The sequence below is a fragment of the Pseudoalteromonas luteoviolacea genome, assembly GCF_001750165.1.
Taxonomy (GTDB): Bacteria; Pseudomonadota; Gammaproteobacteria; order Enterobacterales; family Alteromonadaceae; genus Pseudoalteromonas; species Pseudoalteromonas luteoviolacea_G.
Genome location: NZ_CP015411.1, coordinates 242,501 through 260,483 on the forward strand (window position 1 = coordinate 242,501; position 17,983 = coordinate 260,483).

General features: G+C 42.9%; 14 protein-coding genes and 2 rRNA genes (1 of these 16 only partly in view). 12 read left to right on the forward strand and 4 right to left on the reverse strand.

What is annotated here, in order from left to right; translation table 11 throughout:
• The 12 genes from S4054249_RS01010 to S4054249_RS26450 form a co-directional block, all read left to right on the forward strand.
• Nucleotides 1–775: ribosomal RNA gene (locus S4054249_RS01010) — 23S ribosomal RNA — on the forward strand; it begins 2,107 nt to the left of the window's first position.
• A gap of 117 nt (nt 776–892) precedes the next feature.
• Nucleotides 893–1,007: ribosomal RNA gene (gene rrf, locus S4054249_RS01015) — 5S ribosomal RNA — on the forward strand.
• A 558-nt stretch (nt 1,008–1,565) separates the two neighbouring features.
• Nucleotides 1,566–2,255 (forward strand): DNA-3-methyladenine glycosylase I, encoded by a 690-nt coding sequence (locus S4054249_RS01020; protein WP_046358432.1) that lies wholly within the window; start codon nt 1,566–1,568, stop codon nt 2,253–2,255.
• A gap of 3 nt (nt 2,256–2,258) precedes the next feature.
• Nucleotides 2,259–3,692 carry a protein adenylyltransferase SelO gene (locus S4054249_RS01025; protein ID WP_052961174.1) on the forward strand — a complete coding sequence of 478 codons (1,434 nt, stop codon included), beginning with the start codon at nt 2,259–2,261 and terminating at the stop codon, nt 3,690–3,692.
• Complete coding sequence (locus S4054249_RS01030) at nt 3,693–5,495, forward strand: ABC transporter ATP-binding protein (RefSeq protein ID WP_046358431.1); 1,803 nt, start codon at nt 3,693–3,695, stop codon at nt 5,493–5,495. It abuts the gene before it with no gap.
• 117 nt (nt 5,496–5,612) lie between these two features.
• Nucleotides 5,613–6,671 carry an OmpA family protein gene (locus tag S4054249_RS01035; protein WP_046358430.1) on the forward strand — a complete coding sequence of 353 codons (1,059 nt, stop codon included), beginning with the start codon at nt 5,613–5,615 and terminating at the stop codon, nt 6,669–6,671.
• Between the two features lie 252 nt (nt 6,672–6,923).
• On the forward strand, nt 6,924–9,521 hold the full coding sequence (gene acnB / locus S4054249_RS01040; RefSeq protein ID WP_046358436.1) for a bifunctional aconitate hydratase 2/2-methylisocitrate dehydratase: 2,598 nt from the start codon (nt 6,924–6,926) through the stop codon (nt 9,519–9,521).
• A gap of 236 nt (nt 9,522–9,757) precedes the next feature.
• Nucleotides 9,758–10,705: a hypothetical protein gene (locus S4054249_RS01045; RefSeq protein WP_046358429.1), complete on the forward strand. Its 948-nt coding sequence runs from the start codon at nt 9,758–9,760 to the stop codon at nt 10,703–10,705.
• Nucleotides 10,705–11,682: a hypothetical protein gene (locus tag S4054249_RS01050; RefSeq protein ID WP_046358428.1), complete on the forward strand. Its 978-nt coding sequence runs from the start codon at nt 10,705–10,707 to the stop codon at nt 11,680–11,682. The genes S4054249_RS01045 and S4054249_RS01050 overlap by 1 nt, the downstream gene beginning before the upstream one ends.
• Before the next feature lie 290 nt (nt 11,683–11,972).
• Complete coding sequence (locus S4054249_RS01055) at nt 11,973–12,605, forward strand: 2OG-Fe dioxygenase family protein (RefSeq protein WP_046358427.1); 633 nt, start codon at nt 11,973–11,975, stop codon at nt 12,603–12,605.
• A gap of 10 nt (nt 12,606–12,615) precedes the next feature.
• A complete protein-coding gene (locus tag S4054249_RS01060; protein ID WP_046358426.1) occupies nt 12,616–13,851 on the forward strand; it encodes a cysteine desulfurase-like protein in 1,236 nt (411 codons plus the stop codon).
• Between the two features lie 219 nt (nt 13,852–14,070).
• Nucleotides 14,071–14,244, forward strand: coding sequence for a hypothetical protein (locus tag S4054249_RS26450; RefSeq protein WP_155401422.1), 174 nt, complete (start codon nt 14,071–14,073; stop codon nt 14,242–14,244).
• Nucleotides 14,245–14,295: 51 nt separating this feature from the next.
• On the opposite strand, the gene S4054249_RS01065 is transcribed toward S4054249_RS26450, so the two are convergent.
• The 4 genes from S4054249_RS01065 to S4054249_RS01080 form a co-directional block, all read right to left on the reverse strand.
• Nucleotides 14,296–14,754, reverse strand: a complete 459-nt coding sequence (locus S4054249_RS01065; protein ID WP_046358425.1) for a Crp/Fnr family transcriptional regulator — start codon at nt 14,752–14,754, stop codon at nt 14,296–14,298.
• A 14-nt stretch (nt 14,755–14,768) separates the two neighbouring features.
• Complete coding sequence (ntrC, locus tag S4054249_RS01070; RefSeq protein WP_046358424.1) at nt 14,769–16,175, reverse strand: nitrogen regulation protein NR(I); 1,407 nt, start codon at nt 16,173–16,175, stop codon at nt 14,769–14,771.
• A 10-nt stretch (nt 16,176–16,185) separates the two neighbouring features.
• On the reverse strand, nt 16,186–17,250 hold the full coding sequence (gene glnL / locus S4054249_RS01075) for a nitrogen regulation protein NR(II) (RefSeq protein WP_046358423.1): 1,065 nt from the start codon (nt 17,248–17,250) through the stop codon (nt 16,186–16,188).
• A 103-nt stretch (nt 17,251–17,353) separates the two neighbouring features.
• Nucleotides 17,354–17,848, reverse strand: coding sequence for a DUF4124 domain-containing protein (locus S4054249_RS01080; RefSeq protein WP_145925063.1), 495 nt, complete (start codon nt 17,846–17,848; stop codon nt 17,354–17,356).
• Between the last annotated feature and the right edge of the window lie 135 nt (nt 17,849–17,983).

Genomic DNA, 17,983 nt, shown 5'->3' on the forward strand with positions numbered 1-17,983 from the left:
TTTGAAGCACAGTCGCTAGATTGTGTGGAGCCGACCTTGAAATACCACCCTTGTAGTGTTGATGTTCTAACTTAGGTCCCTAATCGGGATTGAGGACAGTGCCTGGTGGGTAGTTTGACTGGGGCGGTCTCCTCCCAAAGAGTAACGGAGGAGCACGAAGGTTGGCTAAGTACGGTCGGACATCGTACGGTTAGTGTAATGGTAGAAGCCAGCTTAACTGCGAGACAGACACGTCGAGCAGGTACGAAAGTAGGTCATAGTGATCCGGTGGTTCTGAATGGAAGGGCCATCGCTCAACGGATAAAAGGTACTCCGGGGATAACAGGCTGATACCGCCCAAGAGTTCATATCGACGGCGGTGTTTGGCACCTCGATGTCGGCTCATCACATCCTGGGGCTGAAGTCGGTCCCAAGGGTATGGCTGTTCGCCATTTAAAGTGGTACGCGAGCTGGGTTTAGAACGTCGTGAGACAGTTCGGTCCCTATCTGCCGTGGGCGTTTGAGAATTGAGAGGGGCTGCTCCTAGTACGAGAGGACCGGAGTGGACGAACCGCTGGTGTTCGGGTTGTTATGCCAATAGCATTGCCCGGTAGCTACGTTCGGAATCGATAACCGCTGAAAGCATCTAAGCGGGAAGCGAGCCTCGAGATGAGTTCTCACTTTAACTTAGAGTTAACTGAAGGGCCGTTGAAGACTACAACGTTGATAGGCGAGATGTGGAAGTGCTGTGAGGCATTGAGCTAACTCGTACTAATTACCCGTGAGGCTTAACCATACAACGCCAAAGTGGTTTTAAGCTTGTTAGAAGTTAAGAATAGAAAGTAGACGATAAGAATTTAATTACGCTTCCAGATTTTAGTAAGGTGTTTTAAACATCTTGCACACAGAATTTCCTGGTAAACATAGCATTTTGGAACCACCTGACCCCATGCCGAACTCAGTAGTGAAACGAAATAGCGCCGATGATAGTGTGGGGTTTCCCATGTGAAAGTAGGACATTGCCAGGGCCCAATTAAAGAAACCCGTTGCAGAAATGCAGCGGGTTTTTTGCGTTTAAGTCCCTCGTCAACAGCTAAAACGGCTTATTTCACCTTGCGCAAAAAGAGCGCTCTCACTGCGTTCGCTGTCGCTAACCTTTTGCACGATAATCATCTTGCGCAAAAAGAGCGCTCTCACTTCGTTCGTTGTCATTCACCTTTTTCACTATGTCGTCCTGAACTCGTTTCAGGATCCAGACTTTGTTGGTTTTTAATCGGTTGCTACGCTGATAGGGGTGTATTGATTATCTCTTGTTAAAATGGGTTACTTCACCTTGCGCAAAAAGAGCGCTCTCACTGCGTTCGTTGTCGCTAACCTTTTGCACGATAATCACCTTGCGCAAAAAGAGCGTACTCACTGCGTTCGTTGTCGCTAGCCTTTTGCACGATAATCACCTTGCCGGGCTATGTAAGTCGTACCTTACCCCTATCGTTAAATGTCCTTATAACTTGAGTGTGTTTAGTAGACATAATATGTGAGACTATTATTAAGAATGATATTTGAATTAATGTGATAGTGGAGCACCATTGACTCGATTTAACGATATTTATGATAGAGCATGTGAACGTAAAGGTGGTGAGGCCAATTTACGTGTTTTACTGAATGAGCCTCTGAAAGAAAGTGTGCTTTGTACATATAGTGATGATTTATGGTTGGAAGAGTTTACTAGAAAAATTTTTCAATCTGGATTCTATTGGTCTGTAGTCAATGCGAAGTGGGATGGATTTAGAGAGGTTTTCTGGGATTTCTCAGTAGAAAAGTTACTATATATGTCTCCCGAAATGTATGAGCAACGGGCACAAGATGAACGCATTATTCGTAATTATAAGAAGGTGCAAAGCATCGCTTCTAACTGTCATATGATTTATGAGCTTCAGCAAGAGTATGGTTCATTCAGTAAGCTTGTTGCAAAATGGCCAAGTGACGACATTATTAACTTATGGCTATTACTTAAAAAGAAAGGTAACCGATTAGGAGGTAATACGGGACCATTTGCATTGCGTGCACTTGGTAAAGATACTTTCTTACTAACAAAAGACGTGGAAGCCTACCTAAGGGCACATGGCATTATTGATGGGGGGTTGCAGTCACTAAAGTCATTGAAAGCGGCACAGCAACATTTCAATGAGCTGCAACAACTCAGTGGCTTCTCAATGACGGCGCTTAGTCAGCTAATTGCTTATAGTGTCGGTGATAACGCAATTCAGAGTACTTAATTTATGTTTTATTCAAGGTATACACCGATTGGTGAGCAGTTTGCTGTTCCTGCTGCACCGACTGTTTTTAAAGATGCAGAGTTAGTGCTATTTAATTCATCGTTAAACACTCAGTTTGGTTTAAATTGGGATGCTGAATCAGCGCGGTTATATTTATCAGGTCAGCAGCCGTTACCTGATTCACACAGTGTATGTTTGGCTTACTCAGGGCATCAATTTGGTCAATTTAATCCGACTCTTGGTGATGGTCGAGCACATCTAATCGGGTCATTTACGGCGTCCACCGGGGATATTATTGATCTTCAGTTAAAGGGCTCAGGTGCAACAGTGTTTTCCCGTGGTGGGGACGGTTTATGTGCATTAGGTCCTGCCGTGAGAGAGTTTGTTATGAGCCACGCATTGTCGAGCTTGGGCGTTCCCTCAACAGGCTGTCTCGCCGTATTATCAACAGGCCAATCGGTTTATCGTCAAGGGATGCTTTCTGGCGCTGTCGTTGCTAGAACGGCGCGCAGTCATATACGAGTCGGTTCCTTTCAGTACCTTGCTTTACAGCAAGATGAAAAAGCAATGACCCTGTTGCTGGAAATGGCAATGAAAGATATGGGCTTAAAGTTTGATGATGAGCGCCGTGACGAAAGTATATTTTTATTCTTCCAATCTGTTTGTGAAGCCCAGTGCGATTTGATGCTGAAGTGGTTACAGGTCGGTTTCATCCATGGGGTGATGAATACTGACAATACTTTAATTAACGGAGAAACTATAGACTACGGTCCATGTGCCATGATGGAGGCTTTTTCATTTAGTCGGGTATTTAGCTCAATTGATAGGCAAGGACGTTACGCGTTTGGCCAACAGCCTAATATGGCAAGCTGGAACTGTGGTCGCTTAGCTGAGTCATTGTTGCTTTTATTTTCTGAAGAGCAGCCTGCTATTGAACGATTTTCAGCGATACTAGTGAATTTTTCTGAGCGTTTTAATGATGGTTATCAGCAGCTATGGCGCAATAAACTAGGTTTACTTCAAGTACACATTGACGATCAAGCATTGGTCACCGAATTGCTGGAGTTAATGACTAAGCATGAGCTTGATTATACAAATACGTTTGCCTCTTTAACTGCGCTGAAATTGCATCAACTACAAGATCAGTTTCCGGTTGCTGAAGCATTAAAGCCGTGGCTTGTTAAGTGGCAAGCAATCACTGAGCAATACGACGATGGTCAAGTTGCAGCCATGATGGTAAGTCATAATCCTGCCATTATTCCTCGCAATGACTTAGTTGAAGAGGTAATTAACGACTATTATCAACAAGGTAATAGTACGCTTCTCGATACATGGTTAGAAGCGTTAAGCACACCATATCAGTATACGGTTTATCCTGAAAAATGGTTAAAATCACAATCTGATCCTAATCGCTATCAAACTTTTTGTGGTACTTAAATGCAGAACACTGAGATGACAGGGCCATTGACGTGGAAAGAAATTCAGAGGCAGGTACTTAAGCATAAAAAACCACTTGTCTACGCACATATAATTGCGCTGCTTGCGGCACTGGTGAGTGTGCCGATACCTTTGATGATGCCACTCCTTGTGGATGAAGTTTTGCTTGCAAAACCAGATGTTGCGGTAGAATTTATGAATGGGTTATTACCTGATAAATGGCATGGCCCAACCGGTTATATACTGGCGATTTTAGTTGCCGTTATGTTCATGCGTATCGGTGCCCTATTACTTGGTGTCGCGCAATCTCGTCAATTCACAATTATAGGTAAAGATGTTTCTCTAAATATTCGCCAGCGATTGCTTGGGCATTTATCTCAAGTGAGATTGAAAGAGTTTGAAACACAGGGCGGTGCTGCGATTAGCTCTCGCTGTGTAACCGATATAGAGACGTTAGATGGTTTTATTAGTCAAACAATGTCTCGTTTTCTGATTGGTTTATTAACAATAATTGGCACTGCGATTGTGCTGTTATGGATCGACTTTACGCTGGGGTTAATTATTTTAACTTTAAACCCCGCTGTAATTTATTTCTCTAGGCAATTTGGCAAGCAAGTTAAACATCTAACTAAAGAGAAGAATAATGCATTTGAGGCGTTTCAAACAGCGCTGGTTGAAACGCTGGACGCCATTGCACAGCTCAAAGCAATGCGCCGTGAGCATGGTTATTTTGACAATGTCCTTAATGCTGCAAAAGATTTAAGGCATCACTCTGTTCAGTCCCAGTGGAAAACAGATGCCGTCAATCGATTAAGCTTTACGGTATTTTTGCTTGGGTTTGAAGTTTTTAGGGCCATTGCAATGTTAATGGTCGTTTTTTCTGGTTTGTCAGTTGGACAAATTTTTGCCGTATTTGGCTATCTGTGGTTTATGATGGGACCGGTTCAAGAAATCCTGAGCATTCAATACTCCTATTATAGTGCTTCAGCGGCATTGCAAAGGCTCAATCAAGTGTTGGATTTTGATACTGAAACAGCGAATAGCAGCACTACAAAAATAGCTTCAGAGGTATTCGGTGCAGACAAAATTGGCATCGAGTTCAAACATGTGACCTTTGAATATAACGAAGGTCAGCCTATTTTACATGATGTCAGTATGCATATTCCAAAAGGGAAAAAAGTTGCATTGGTTGCGGTGTCTGGTGGCGGTAAATCGACGTTAGTTCAATTATTGCTTGGACTTTATGAAAAGTCTGCAGGGGAGATCCTTATTAATGGTGTCGCTTCCGAAGAGGTTGGGTATGACTTAATAAGAGAGCATGCTGTCACGGTGCTGCAACAGCCAATCTTATTTAATTCTTCTATTCGAGAGAATTTAAGTTTAGGTAAATTGTGTACCGATGAGCAGCTGTGGCATGCGCTTGAAATTGCGGAGCTTGCAGATAATGTAAGAATGATGGATGGACAACTTGATGCAATTGTTGGTCGCAATGGGGTAAAACTGTCAGGCGGTCAAAAGCAGCGATTGGCGATTGCTCGCATGGTTGCGGCAGATCCGAAAGTGGTGATATTGGATGAGGCGACCTCGGCACTGGATGTTGAAACAGAAGCACGCATTCATAAAAATTTAAATCAATTTTTAAGTGGACGAACTACCTTGATTATTGCACATAGACTCAGTGCAATTCGTCAAGCGGATGTCATTTACGTATTGGATGATGGATACGTTACTCAATCAGGCGATCATCGTACCTTGCTGGAAGAAGATGGCTTATATCAAGTTTTATTCGGACATCAAGGCTAGGTTCAGCTTTTATTCTTAATTAAAAATACTTATTTTGTGTTAAGTAATTATTAAGACATCGACTACTATTATCTTGCTATCAAAGTTATTAAGTCTGGATTTTAGAGGGAAAAAACGATGAAACTTAAAATGCTAAGCGTAATTGTAGCAATGACTGCGGCTGCTTCTTTACATGCGAAAGAAGCTGAAGAGGGTGTTTACCTTGGTGTATTTGGTGATTATTACAATGCGGATTGGGAAAATATCAGAGGTGTTGGCAACGGTGGTGTAGGCATTGATGACTCCACAGGGTGGGGTGCTGAACTTGGATACCGCTTTAATAAATACTGGAGTGCGCGTATCGAGTATGCGGATATGGATTTCGATTTAGAGGGAGCTGGCACTGGTTCTCAAGACGGTGACCGATTAGGTATTGATGGCTTGTATCACTTTAATGGTGGTCCTTTTTATGCCTTGGCTGGTCTTAAGTCGATAGACATATTTGATAGTAACTTATTTGCAAATGCCGGTGTTGGTTATCGCCATCACTTTACTGATAATTTTGCTGCTAACTTTGAGACGGCGATTTATCAAGGTCTAGAGCGCGGTTATACCGATGTAGGTGCTAAGCTGGGTATCAATTACATGTTTGGTGCTGCTCAGAGTCGTCCAGCTAAAGTAGAACCTGCGCCACAGCCTTCGCCTCAGCCTGTCGTGGCTGAACAGCCTAAAGACAGTGATGGCGACGGTGTGTTAGACAGAAAGGATCGCTGTGCAAATACTCCAATGAGTGATGCAGTAGATGCGGCTGGGTGTAGCTTATATGAAAATAAGGAAGTGACAGTCAGCTTACTCGTGCGCTTCCCGAATAACAACTCGCAAGTATCTCAACAGTATTTAGATGATATCAATGCGGTTGTTGAGTTCTTGCGCGCACACCCAGAAACAACGGTGGTACTTGAAGGTCATACATCAAGCTTAGGTAAGGCCGATTATAATATGTGGTTATCTAAAAAACGTGCTGATGCAGTTGCTGCACAGTTAGTTGAAAAAGGAATAGCTCAGTCACGTATTTCAACTGTTGGGTACGGTGAAGAACGTTTAATGGATAGTAGAGATACACAAGAGGCACATACTGCAAATCGTCGTGTAGAAGCGAAGGTCATATCTGTAGAAAGAGTAAAAGTGAAGAGATAGTGCTTTTATTGGCTGGATGATACCTTGTTGTCCAGCCATAATTTAATATATATCAATAATAATTCACCTATCTATATATACATCTACTCAATATTCATAAAATAAATAATCGGTATTTTTTACTCTCTCAACTTGCAATATTTTCATACTCTTGGAAAGTTCTTATAATCAAATGGCTAGATTAAAAGATAAGCAGCTATAAACAAAACGACTAAAATGCTTATTAAAACACGTCACCAAGAGGATATAACCGTGCTTCAAGAATATCGAAATCATATTGAAGAGCGCGCGGCAAAAGGGATCGTTCCTAAGCCGTTAGATGCACAGCAAACAGCTGATCTAATTGATTTAATTAAAGCTCCACCTGCAGGAGAAGAGGCATTTACTTTAGATTTATTAGTTAATCGAGTTCCCCCAGGCGTAGATGATGCCGCATACATCAAGGCAGGCTTTTTAGCTGCAGTGGCGAAAGGGGAAGCGTCATCACCACTCATTTCTAAAGCCTATGCTGTTGAATTATTAGGCACCATGCTAGGGGGTTACAACATTGCGCCTTTGGTGGACTTGTTAGATGAGCCTGAACTTGCCCCCATTGCTGTTGAAGGGTTATCAAACACATTATTAATGTTTGATGCATTTTATGATGTAGAGGAAAAAGCAAAAGGTGGCAATCAATTTGCTCAGCAGGTGCTTGAATCATGGGCCAATGCAGAGTGGTTTACTCGAAAGCCTGCGGTACCAGAAAGAATTTCTGTCACTGTTTTTAAGGTTACAGGCGAGACCAACACCGATGACTTATCACCCGCACCTGACGCTTGGTCCCGTCCAGATATTCCACTACATGCACTCGCCATGTTGAAGCTTGAGCGAGATGGTATCTCACCGGACAAGAGTGGTGAGATAGGGCCTGTATCTCAACTTGAGACACTGAAAAGTAAAGGTCTTCCGTTGGCTTATGTGGGGGATGTAGTTGGTACAGGATCGTCGAGAAAATCTGCAACCAACTCGGTGCTGTGGTTTATGGGGGAGGACATTCCTTATGTACCAAATAAGCGGGTCGGCGGTGTTTGCTTGGGGGGGAAAATCGCGCCCATTTTCTTTAATACGATGGAAGACTCTGGTGCGCTCCCTATCGAGTTGCCAGTTGAAAAGCTCAATATGGGTGACCAAATTGATATTTATCCCTATCAAGGTGTGGTTAAACGTTTTGGTACGGATGAAGTTCTTTCACAATTTACCTTAAAATCAGAAGTTATCTTAGATGAAGTTCAAGCGGGTGGTCGTATTCCCTTGATCATTGGCAGGGGCTTAACAGATAAAGCGCGTGCTTCGCTTGGTCTGGAAGCAGAGACTATTTTTAAAAAGCCAGCGCAAGCGGGTGACACAGGCAAAGGCTACACGCTGGCACAGAAAATGGTGGGCAAAGCGTGTAGAGTTATTGGGGTTAGACCAGGACAATACTGTGAACCGACTATGACCACGGTTGGGTCGCAAGACACCACAGGGCCGATGACGCGGGATGAACTAAAAGATCTTGCTTGTTTGGGCTTTTCAGCGGATTTAACTATGCAATCCTTTTGTCATACATCAGCGTATCCAAAGCCTATAGATGTTAATACTCATCATACTTTACCGGATTTTATGATGAATCGTGGCGGGGTGTCATTACGTCCGGGAGATGGTGTGATCCACTCTTGGATTAATCGCATGTTGTTACCTGATACGGTAGGTACAGGCGGCGATTCTCATACTCGTTTCCCGTTAGGGATTTCTTTTCCGGCTGGTTCTGGTGCAGTCGCATTTGCTGCAGCCACAGGTGTAATGCCATTGGATATGCCTGAGTCTGTTTTGGTGCGTTTTAAAGGTAAGATGCAAACGGGGATCACGTTACGAGACTTGGTGCATGCGATACCTTATTATGCGATTAAGCAGGGCTTACTGACGGTTGAGAAAAAAGGTAAAGTCAATGAGTTCTCAGGCCGAATTCTTGAGATTGAAGGAGTGGAGCATTTAACTGTCGAGCAAGCTTTTGAGTTGTCCGATGCTTCAGCTGAGCGTTCTGCTGCTGGGTGTACAGTCAAATTGTCACAGAGGTCTGTTGAAGAATACTTGCATTCCAACATTGTCATGTTGAAGTGGATGATCTCAGAAGGGTATGGTGAAGTTCGAACCATAGAGCGTCGCATTTCTAAAATGCAGGCATGGTTAGACAGCCCACATTTAATGGAGGCTGATAGCGATGCTGAATATGCGCATGTGCTTGAAATTGATTTAAATGATATTAAAGAGCCAATTTTATGTGCGCCAAACGATCCCGATGATGCTAGGTTATTATCGACAGTGCAAAATGAAGCAATTAACGAAGTATTTATTGGATCTTGCATGACCAATATAGGTCATTTTCGTGCAGCAGGTAAATTGCTCGATAACTTTAGTGGCCAGATACCAACGCGGATGTGGATAGCACCACCGACCAAAATGGACAGAGATCAGCTCATAGATGAGGGATATTATGGGATCTATGGTAGGGTAGGTGCTCGAATAGAGACACCGGGTTGCTCCCTATGTATGGGGAATCAGGCAAGAGTTGCAGACAAGGCAACTGTAGTATCTACCTCGACACGTAATTTTCCAAACCGCTTAGGTACAGGCGCAAATGTCTTTTTAGCGTCAGCAGAGCTTGCTGCCGTTGCTGCTATTATTGGCAGACTACCAACGCCTGATGAGTATCAAAGTTATGCTGCAAAGATCAATGCAACTGCTGCAGATACTTATCGTTATTTGAATTTTCATAAGATGCCACATTACACCAAAAAAGCGGATAGTGTCATCATTCAGCAAGCGGTCTAATTACTTAAAAAAGCTCGTAATTTGCGAGCTTTTTTAGCTCAATTTCTATACCTCAATTCATGTTGTTTTTACGGTAAACTTCTGTCTATGTCCTTGACTATAAAGACATCTGTACTAGTGTTTATATCATTCATTGATGTGTGTCGTCAGTGTAAACACGTCTCTATCGGCCTGTAAGCAAGGGGTAGTAATGTTGTGCCTTGTGATACAAGACAATAACATTATCGGGGAAAGCCATGAAATACACACTTGCCTTACTGGGTATGTTTAGCAGCTATTCGTTGGCGGCTGCGCCTTTACCCTCTTTTAGTGAAGTTCGTTTGGGGTTTGAGAGTATTGACTACAGTGAGTCGTTGGCAGATGTCGCTGGGTTTGGTCAATTGTCTCAGTCCATATCTGTATCCAATCCGGCAGTACGCCAGCTTTCTTACACGGGAATCGATGATGATTGGGGGTTCTACATTGGCAGTGCTGCGACTATCTCAACTGAAATAGACCAAGAAACCTGGTCTTTAAAAGACTTTGGTGCGATTCAGCAAAATGATTTTAAAGTCAAAGCTAATGAGCTGGCCTTTACTGCGGCATATAATTACCAGCGTGCAGTGCAACTGACCTTCGGCATGAAAATTTTTACTTCTAGCTTTACGCGTTCCAACTTTAAGTTTGTAAACCCAGGGGCAACGAGATTCGATGATGCGTTAAAGGCGCTTCCGCGAGAGGAGGGAGATCCTGTTCCTCGTTTTGATTTGCCCGGGCAATCAAAAGATGGCGATGACGCGCTGCAAGACAATCCCGCATCTCTAGTACCCGTCATATCAGTCACAGAAGATCAAATGGGTTTGCTGGCAACATTAGGTGCGCGGTATGACAGTAAACTGAGTTATCCAGCAGAAAAGTTAAGTTGGTATATTGAAGGCGAGTTAAGTACACCTGTATATAGCCGAATTCAGAATACGCAGTTTGAAACAACGACATTGACTGACAGTTTTAATGGTTGGGGTGTGATGGCTAGAACAGGTGTTAGATATCAGCTGGTTGAGCATATTGCGGTTATGTTTGGGGTAGATGCCTATTATAAAGAAAGAGATACAGTGACAGAAGAAGTGAATGGCCGGCGTTTGCGTGTTCCTGAAATAGAGTATACTAATGTCTCTTTGACCGCAGGACTACAATGGAGCTATTGATGCGTATGAAGTTTGGCATTGTCTTTGGGGCTTTGCTTTTAAACATTACAGGGTGTAAAACGTTAGATTCGGTTCAAACATTAGGGGGCTCTTCACCCTCTCATGAACAAGTACAAGCAGCGTATGATCGTGCCGATGCCGCATATCAGGAAGCGCAACAGGCAATGTATTTAGCGAATACAGAATCGCTGCTAGAGTATGATCGTGTACGCATTGAAAAAGCGCAAAAGGAGTGGCGGGAGCTTGAAAAAAATTTCGCAGACTTAAAGGCAAAGCCATTTGAAGCGCTTGATAGCGCATCTTTTTTCTCTTCTCAAACGGTGAGTGGTGAGATCATTGAGCTTAGTCAAGAGGTGTTAGCGCTGGTTGCTGGTGCTCAAGCGGCAAAGCAATTGATATTGTCAGTATTAGAGCCTGTGCGCTCCCATTTTGCAGTGTTAGACAAGTTTGCTGCTCAAGAGAATTTCCCTAAACGCTACCGTAAGTTGAGTGACACTCATAGAAAATTTAGGGGTATGCTGGTTAATGGTAAACAGCCGGAAGTGGAAGCCCGCTTAGATGAATTTAATGCACAATTGAGCGCATTAGAGGTGAGCGCAGTTGAGCTTCATTATTTAGGTGAGATTAAGTTGCAATTGCGCGCTATCAAAACATCCCTCAAAGCGAAAGTGCTACCAAGCGTTGTACTAGATGCGGCTAATACCAGTGAATACGCCACAGCATATATTCAGAATAATATGCGTGATTACGAGCAAATAGAAGACAAAGTACGTTTGGCTAAATTGCAAATATTGAGAGTGGAAAGCCTCTATCAAGAGCACATAGTGCGTAAAAATGCATTAAAAGATAATCAGGTGGAAGCGCAGCTCTTGACGTTTGAAAGTCAATTATTGGCGCTGACCGAAAAGGCGGGGTTGGGCGATTTACGTCATCTTAGTTTTGCTGAGCAGTTGGCTGCGGTGAAAGGTCAGTTTTAGATTATAAGGCATGATATGTGAGAGGGAGTAATGTTGTTTATTCTGATTTTTGACCTTTTTTGCAATAAATAATCATGCACCACTAATGCTTGATTACGCAATACAGAGTGGCTGAGGTTTAGATGCCTCAGTTACCAAATTTAAAACAAATGGTATTTTTAATCTAACATATATTTTTATAGGGTATATTTATTCTTGTTTTTTGATAAAAACAAGTTATTCAAAATCAAAATTTCCATCTAAATAGATTAAGATCTCTGCCAATTTTACATCCACAGGCAAGAGTAAGCATGACAGCAGTAAACAACCAGAATTTGCTTCAACTTCGTTTTATTCAACAATCACATATTGATTCAGTTAAACCGTTTTTTTCGCGTTTGCCAGATAACCCTTATGCTGATGGTGCGTTTCGTAAACGTCGTTATTCTGTACTGAAGTTTTCTGAGGGCAATGTGTCGATACAGCCAACTAAAGCATTTGTGCAAGATGATTCAATTAATCACTTTCAAGGCAATGTTGAGCGTGTATATGAAAATTTAGAATCAGAGTTGTTACACAGCAATGGATTTAAGCACTTGCTAGCTGAATTCAAAGCAATGACGGGTATTGCAGATGATACCGACATTGAAGTGCATCAATTCAGAATGTTGGCAATCGAAAGTGATACGCCGCCTGCTCCCGAAGGCGTTCACCAAGACGGTTTTGATCATGTGTGTGTTTGCGGCGTTTCTCATGAAAACATCGCTGGTGGCGAGTTGCTAGTATACGAGAACAAAGAAGCTGAGCCTTGTTTTAAAATGGAAATTAAAGATGGCCTATTTGCGCTTGTTAATGACCGTGAAGTGTGGCACAACGCAACGCCGATGAATAAGCTCAATGCCGATGAAATTGGCTATTTAGATTGTTTTGTATTTACAGCATAAAGAGGACTACATGAACTTAATGCCAATCCGTCGTCAGTTTCCTGCCTTGATGCAAGAAATCTCAGGTGTTGCACCGGTATTTTTAGATGGCCCAGGTGGCTCACAAGTGCCACAGTCGGTGCTCAGTGCAATGTCTGCTTATCTGGGTTACTTTAATTCAAATTTAGGTGGTGCGTTTTTTTCGAGTGATAAAACCGTTGAGCTAATGAGCCGTGCAAGGCAGTCGGTCGCACAACTGCTTAATGCGCCAAGTAGTGAGCAAATTGTCTTTGGTGCAAATATGACGAGCTTAACGTTCAGTTTTAGTCGTGCAATATCAAGGCAGTGGCAAGCTGAAGATGAAGTAATTGTGACCAACGCAGATCACTATTCAAATGTATCTTCTTGGCGCCAAGCGGCTGAAGACAAAGGTGCCAAAGTGCATGCTTTACGAATCAATGAATCAGATTGCACGCTGGATCTTGAACACTATGCGTCGTTGCTTAACAGCAACACCAAGCTTGTGGCTGTGACGTATGCATCAAATACCACGGGCTCTATTAACGACATTAAGAAGATCATTGCTATGGCGCACGAAGTGGGTGCTCTGGTATATGTGGATGCCGTGCATTTTGCACCGCATGAGCTGATTGATGTACAAGCATTAGATTGTGACTTCTTAGCGTGTTCTGCTTATAAATTCTTTGGTCCACATGTTGGTATTGTTTATGGTAAGCGTGAACATCTCGAAGGTTTTACACCCTATAAAGTAGAGCCTGCAAAAGATGTGATCCCTGGACGTTGGGAAACGGGCACACAGAGCTTTGAAGGTTTGGCAGGTGTTATCGCTGCGATTGAATATATTGCCTCGTTAAGTGACTTGCCGGAATCAAAGCCATTACGAGCAAGATTAGAGCAAGCATTTGCGAATTCAAAAGCCCATGAAATGGCGTTGAGTCAGCATTTCTTAACACGACTTGGCGAATTTCCGCAGATTAAACTTTTCGGCATTGATGATTTGTCTCGCCTGACCGAACGTACACCGACATTCGCATTGACGTTTGAAGGCATAGAGCCTCGCAAGGTGTCAGAGTTCCTAGGTAAGCACCATGTGTGTGTATGGGACGGTAATTTTTATGCGCAGGGCTTGTGTGAGCAATTAGGTGTAATGGATAAAGGTGGTGTAGTGCGCATTGGCTGTATGCATTACAACACCATTGAAGAGCTAGATAGGCTTTTCGAGTTGTTTAGTGAACTGCTCAATTAAACTCAATAAAAAAGGATGCGTCAGCATCCTTTTTTTGTTGGATATGACCAATTTCAATGTTTAACAGCAAAACATTTTACTATGTCATATCTAGCGGACCGTGTGTAATGAAATAATGTACGGATTGAAATCATTGATTTTAAACTGTGTTGGTGGTTATTTATTATTCAGGGAACAGTGATCACCCTATAAAATAAATACAACATAAAAAAGGAAATAATGATGAAAATCACATTGAATAAACGTTCGGTTAAGAAATTATCTACCAATAAAAAAGCATTAAACCCTGCGCAAACACCCAATGTAGCGGGTGGTATGTACGCAAGCTCACCACATGTGCCAGGTTGTATTTCTTATAACGGTTGGGGATGTAACTCTATGTATAACTGTTAAGCAGTTATTGACTACAGGGCTTTAGTGAGCGCTGTAGTCATTATGAGAAGCTTATAGTTTCTCTTCGATAAAGTGATTGAGCTTATGAATGCGCTCACTCATGCCAGCAATGATTTTGTCTTTGATTTTTTCTCTTATAACCGCCGGTAATTTGGTTAGTGCTTCAGAAGTGATGGCCAATACAATGGTATCTGATATGGCCTGAGCACTGGTGCTACGTTCTCGATTCGATATAAATGCGCCTTCACCGACAAACTCACCGGGCCCCACATGGCCGATATCTATATGACTTTTCTCTGCGAAAATCCGTAGCTCACCAGTTAAAATAATGTATAAACGGCTGTCTTGCTCAAAACGCTTGAATGCATAGCGATCTTTGCTGATTAAATATAAATGGCTAAACGACTCTAATAAAACCTGTCGCTCAGCCAGTGTAAACTCAGAGAAAAAGTCTAAGCGGTTAATGATCTCAAGTTGTTTTATCGTCGTGATATTTTCTAGCAGCTTCATGCTCGGCCAATCATTTAGTCATTTTCTAGCATATTGCGCTCTTTCAGTTTTCTGGTCAACGTATTACGGCCCCAGCCTATTTTTAAAGCGGCATCTTGTTTGTGACCATGGCATGCTGCGAGCGCAGATTTAATTAACCTTGTCTCTAACTGTGCTTGCACTTGCGGCCAAATGTGATCTTCACCGAGCTTCAGTTGTTGGTCAAGCCATAGCTGAAATGCATCAAGCCAGTCATGACTTTCTTCAAGCGTAGTTGTACTACCTGTCTGTGCAAGCTCCGGAGGTAAATCTTGCGGACCAACCATATCCCCTGGTGCCATGACGGTTAACCAGCGGCAGGTATTTTCTAGCTGTCTGACATTGCCCGGCCAATGGAAGGCACTCATCTGGTCTAGCGCTTTGTTAGTCAGAATTTTGCTGGGGACTTTGAGCTCTTTGGCACTTTTTGCAAGAAAGTATTCTGCCAACTTTGCAATATCGACACTTCTTTCTCGAAGTGGTGGGATCCGTAACCTGACGACATTGAGGCGATGAAACAAATCCTCTCTAAACTTCCCTTCACTGACCAGCTTTTCTAAATCCTGATGCGTCGCAGCTAGGATCCTGACGTCGACTTTAACACTTTGGTGACCGCCTACACGATAAAATTCTCCATCGGCCAGCACACGTAACAGCCGAGTTTGCACATCCAGAGGCATATCACCGATTTCATCTAAAAATAGCGTCCCCCCGTTAGCCTGTTCAAAGCGTCCTCGACGCACGCTGTCTGCACCTGTGAATGCGCCTTTCTCATGTCCAAAAAGCTCCGATTCAACGAGATCTTTTGGAATGGCCGCCATATTTAGCGCGATAAAGGTGTTGTCTTTACGAGGGCTGTGATTGTGTAATGCACCTGCAACGAGCTCTTTACCTGTACCTGATTCACCATTGATAAGCACGCTCATACTTGAAGCCGATAGTTTACCTATGGCTCTAAATACTTCTTGCATGGCAGGCGCTTCACCAATGATATCTGGTTGATCAACTGTCGCATCTAGAGGTTTACTTTTGGCATTTTGTTGCGCTGCACGATAGGCTCTGTCGGCAAGTGATGTCGCTTCCTCTAAATCAAATGGCTTGGCGAGGTATTCAAATGCCCCCTTTTGAAACGCGTTTACAGCAGAGTCTAGGTCTGAATGGGCGGTCATGATAATAACAGGCAGGGAGGGGTATAAACGATTTACTTCCTCGAGCAATGCCATACCATCCAACCCAGGCATTCGCACATCAGACATCAAAACTGCTGGCTGACCGTATTCAAGTGCTGTTAATACATCTTGTCCATTGGCAAAGCTTTCAGTGGCAAAACCTGCTCTGGATAAAGCTTTTTCCAGTACAAATCGGATAGAGGCGTCATCGTCGACTAACCACACACTTTTCATTATTTGCTCCCTAGCTTTCTTCAAAGGGTAAGTAGATACAAAATTCCGTATGTCCGGGCCAACTGTCACACTCGATAAAGCCATTGTGCTGTTCAATTAAAGTTTGAGCGATTGATAAGCCAAGCCCCGAACCGCCTTCTTTATTGGTGACCATAGGGTAAAAGAGTGTGGCTTTTATTGCTTCATCTATCCCAGGTCCATTGTCAGCGACTTTGATCAGTAGTGCTTTTCTCAACATTAACTTCCCGCGTCTGACTCGATGGCATATACGGGTGGTGACACAGATCTCCCCTTGGCCTTTCAGTGCTTGCTGGGCATTTCTGACAAGATTGAGCACCACTTGTTGTATTTTTGACTCATCAACACAAATATCCGGAATACTTGGATCATAGTCTTTGCGCAGTGTGATCTTATGTTCTGTCTCCAGCGCACTGAGTTTCAATATAGATTCAAGTACTTTATGGATATTACACAGTGTGCGTTTGGGTAATTCGTTTGGTCCCAGCAACCTATCTACGAGCTCTCTTAAGCGATCAGCTTGCTCGATGATTAGCTGCGCACATTCATTGCGCTCCTGTTGGTCAACTTCATACTGCAATAATTGCGCCGCTCCGCGGATACCGCCCAGTGGATTTTTTATTTCATGGGCTAAACCACGGATAAGGTTGCGCGCAGCTTGATATTGATGGGCTTGATTGAAGGCTTTATCAAAGCGCAATTCTTCATCAATTCGGCGACATTCTAGCTGGATATACTGACGTTGATTATGTTTGAGTTTACGCGCAAATAAATTGATGGTACTGGCACGGTTATCAATAAAGACAACGTCTACCTTGTGTTGTTGGCAGTCGATACCGTCTTCTAATACGTAACGTTTTAACCTTTTTAAGTCGATTAAATGATGATGAAAAATACTCTCAAATGGCTGTTCAATCAGTCGCTTTTGCCCTAGCCCTAAAAGTTCGCTGGCACTGCTATTGGCATAGTGAATCTTAAAGTCTTCATCGAGTAAAATAATCGAGGTTGACAGGTTTTGCCAAAGTTCAGGCAATATCGAAGAGTTGAGGTGTTCCATTGTGGGTCGCCTTGCACCAATTTGGTGCATATTAATCTAACACAAAAAATGTGTTTGCAGTAGTTATGCTTGTTATCACCATAGGTGTTTGTGAATGTGGTGATTAGTTGGCTCTTGTCGCTTTGTGCAGATAAAAAATAGTTTCATCACTTTTAGTCACCACCTTGCCTTTTGAATCAAATACCATCAGTTGCAGTGAATGCTCTCCGCGCTCTATATTTCGAAGCGCAAACGTAATGGTATGCTGTTTTGGGCCTGTTGGCTTACCGTCTAAAAAAAGTTGTACAGTAAAATCCTTAGCGAACCTTGGTGTGATTTGACCACTGACATAAACACTGCCTGTATTATCACGCAATGTTTGCTTGTGATTCGGTGCAATGATGGAAGCTTTGTACTTAGGGGCTGCAGGGTTCTGTGAACTGCCAGTTAAAATGCTTGTATCCGTTGTAGGCATGGTTAAAAATTGCGTATTGATTTTAACTTCAGCAGCGCCTTTTTTGGGGGTATCTGAGTAAACCCAGTTGCCGTTTTCATCTTTCCAGCGATACACTTTTTTGTCTGCATGGGCAGCATGGCTTGCTACACATAATATAATCACTAACCAGAGTCGACTCACAGCAACCTCACTTTACAAAATAGCTCAGTACAAAAGTGCACCACCATTGTGCCAGTGTTAACACGCACAGATTAACTGTAGAGGTTTTAACACGGTTTTGCCATTAAAAAAGCCCGC